This is a genomic window from Mesorhizobium sp. M7A.F.Ca.AU.001.01.1.1, assembly GCF_004022735.1.
Classification (GTDB): Bacteria; Pseudomonadota; Alphaproteobacteria; order Rhizobiales; family Rhizobiaceae; genus Mesorhizobium; species Mesorhizobium ciceri.
On sequence record NZ_RZPF01000807.1, the window covers coordinates 1 to 2,702 of the forward strand.

The window sequence follows — 2,702 nt, forward strand, 5'->3', positions numbered from 1 at the left end:
GTCGACAGCCGCGCCCAGCGCCGGATTGGCCGTGATACCCGACATGCCGTCGGAGCCGCCGCATTGCAGGCCGACGACGATCTCGCTGACCGGGATCGGCTCACGCTTCAACTGGCCGACTTCCTCGGCGATCTCGGCCAGCACGCCCATCGCTTTTTCCACCGATTTGCGCGACCCGCCGGCGTCCTGGATGTTGAAATGGCGCTTGCCGGCAGCGACGCCCTTCTGGCCGTAGAGGGTGAGCTGGTTGACCTCGCAGCCGAGGCCGACCATCAGCACGCCGCCGAAATTCGGGTGGCGGGCATAGCCGGCAAGCGTGCGGTGCAGCACCATCATGCCGTCGCCGGTGCCGCTCATGCCGCAGCCCTGGCCGTGCACGATCGGCACGAAGCCGTCGATGCCGGGGTATTTCGGCAACAGCGTGCGGTTGGCGGTATCGGCGATGGAATGGCAGACGGTGGCCGAGCAATTGACGCTGGCGACGATGCCGATGAAGTTGCGCGTGCCGGCGCGGCCATCGGCGCGGCGATAGCCCATGAAGGTGCGGGCGCGGTCGGCCTCCGTCGCGTGCTCGGCCTCGCTCGGCGGCACGACCGGCAAGCGGCCGGATTCGAAAACCAGATTGTGCGAATGCACGTGCTCGCCGGCTGCGATGTCCTGTGTCGCGCGACCGATCGCCTGGGCGTATTTCACCACGGCCTCGCCGGCGGCGATCGGCTTGATCGCCACCTTGTGGCCGGGCTCGATCAGCGCACTGGCGACGGCACCGCCCGGCAGCGCGGTGCCGATCTCGATGCGGCCGTTGGCGACGGCGACATTGTCGGCGGGGGACAGAAGAATGCAGTTGGAGGCGTTCACGGGCGGTTTCCTGGGTGATCCTGGGTTGCGCGGGGCGGATTGACACGCGCCTGTTTAGAGATATTGTCTTTTATCGTGAAAAAACAGTTTTGCGTCAATTGTTTTTTCGTGGGGAGTTCCGCATGTCTCCGGGTTGTTCCGGGAAGCAATTTCGCTTCTCAGAGCCATGCGAACGTCATATTGCGCTTCAAACCGTCCGCTGCAAGCGACGGCGTGCAACGGGTCAGGGATGTCGAAGAGCAACAACGTCTACAAGGATGCCTACAACCGCTGCCTGCGGCTGCTCGACGAAACGCGCAGCCTGCCTTCGGAGCCGGAACTGGGCACCTTGCTTGGCGTCAGCCGGACCACGGTGCGCACCATTCTCGCGCGCATGGAAGAGACCGGGCTGATCGCCTGGAACAAGCGCGCCAAGACGGTGCTGCGCGAACCGCTTCCCGATGATTTCTTCCCCGAGGAAGAGACAGACACGCTGGCCGAGATCATCGAACGGTCGTTCATGCGTCGGCTGCTCGCCGGCGGCGCCGAAGCCGGCATGCAGATCAACGAACTCGAACTGGCGCGCGAGATCGGCGTCGGCACCACCAGCGTGCGCGAGTTCCTGATCCGCTTCTCCCGCTTCGGCCTGATCGAGAAACGTCGCAACAGTCATTGGGTGCTGAAGGGCTTTACGCGCGCTTTCGCGCTGGAGCTGACCGAAATCCGCGAGATGTTCGAACTGCGCTCGGCGGCCGCCTTTGCCGCTTTACCGCAGGACAGCGCAGTCTGGACCGATCTCGACCGCCTGGAAGACGAGCATCGCCAGCTGGCAAACGACATAGCCGCCCGCTTCACCGAGTTCTCCGAACTCGACGAGCGCTTCCACCGGCTGATCCACCGGGCATCGCGCAATCGCTTCATCGTCGATTTCTACGATGTCATCGCCATGATCTTCCACTACCATTACCAGTGGAACAAGGCGCAGGAACGCGAGCGCAACGAAGTCGCGATCGGTGAGCATCTGGTCTACATAGAAGCGCTGAAATCACGCGATCTCGGCAAGGTCGACGCCGCTTGCCGCAAGCATTTGAAGTCGGCGCGCCAGACATTGCTGACCTCGATCCCGGAGAGCCGGTCGCTGCAAAAACACTGAGCCGCATCGCGGCTCGGAGCCCTGTTTCATGCATGTTGTCCCAAAACCGCTATACACTTCTGGGCGACATGCCTTGGGCCTGCCGCGTTGCCGCCGCGGCGATTTGGCGATTTTCCACCCGCCGGCCCCGTGCTAGATATGGTTGGTTGCTGCGAAGAGGCAGGGCTTTGGGCGTATCGAGGAGACGATGGAGCATGCCGGTCGCGCTTGTCGCGGCCTATCTGCTGTTGCTCCAGTCGACGCTTGGTGCATTCGCCTTCGGCGCCGGTCCCAATGCATCGCAACTCGACGCTTTTGGCAACGTCATCTGTACCCATGAAGGCGCAACCCAGCTTCCGGGCGGCAACCAGCCGCCGTCCCATCTGCCGGCATGCTGCGTGCTCGGCTGCAGCATGGTTTCGGCGGCCTTTGCGCCGCCGCCCAATGCCGGTCTGGCGCCGGGCAGCCTTTCCTTTGAAACGGTCGCCTTTGTCTTCCCGGCGGCCATCCATCTCGACTTTGCGCGTGAGCGCTCGCCGTCGAACCCGCGCGCGCCGCCGCTGACGGCCTGAGCCTGTTTGCCCGGCGGAACCTTTCGTGGGCGTACCCATCCAAAGATCTAACTGCTCGCGACCGGCAACGGCGCGACCTTCACTTCATGGAGCAACCATGTCCTATTTTTTCCCTGACGCCGCGCGTCCTGAGCCGGGCAGCATTCTACGCGGCATCGAAG

The 2,702-nt window shown here is 63.7% G+C and carries 3 protein-coding genes; 2 read left to right on the forward strand and 1 reads right to left on the reverse strand.

Annotation, left to right across the window (positions count from 1 at the left end):
• The coding region (locus EN884_RS32165) for a UxaA family hydrolase (protein ID WP_164895294.1) at window positions 1-858 on the reverse strand (858 nt) is incomplete at its 3' end.
• Between the two features lie 229 nt (window positions 859-1,087).
• On the opposite strand from EN884_RS32165, the gene EN884_RS32170 reads away from it, so the two are divergent.
• Window positions 1,088-1,990, forward strand: coding sequence for a GntR family transcriptional regulator (locus EN884_RS32170; RefSeq protein ID WP_013529532.1), 903 nt, complete (start codon window positions 1,088-1,090; stop codon window positions 1,988-1,990).
• A 194-nt stretch (window positions 1,991-2,184) separates the two neighbouring features.
• Entirely contained in the window at window positions 2,185-2,541 is a 357-nt protein-coding gene (locus EN884_RS32175; protein WP_063169028.1) for a DUF2946 family protein, read from the forward strand.
• Window positions 2,542-2,702 lie beyond the last annotated feature (161 nt).

What these genes read in the sequence shown, in the direction of transcription:
- EN884_RS32175 (WP_063169028.1), top strand. Translation starts at nt 2,185, where the DNA reads ATGCCGGTCGCGCTTGTCGCGGCCTATCTGCTGTTGCTCCAGTCGACG.
- EN884_RS32170 (WP_013529532.1), top strand. Translation starts at nt 1,088, where the DNA reads ATGTCGAAGAGCAACAACGTCTACAAGGATGCCTACAACCGCTGCCTG.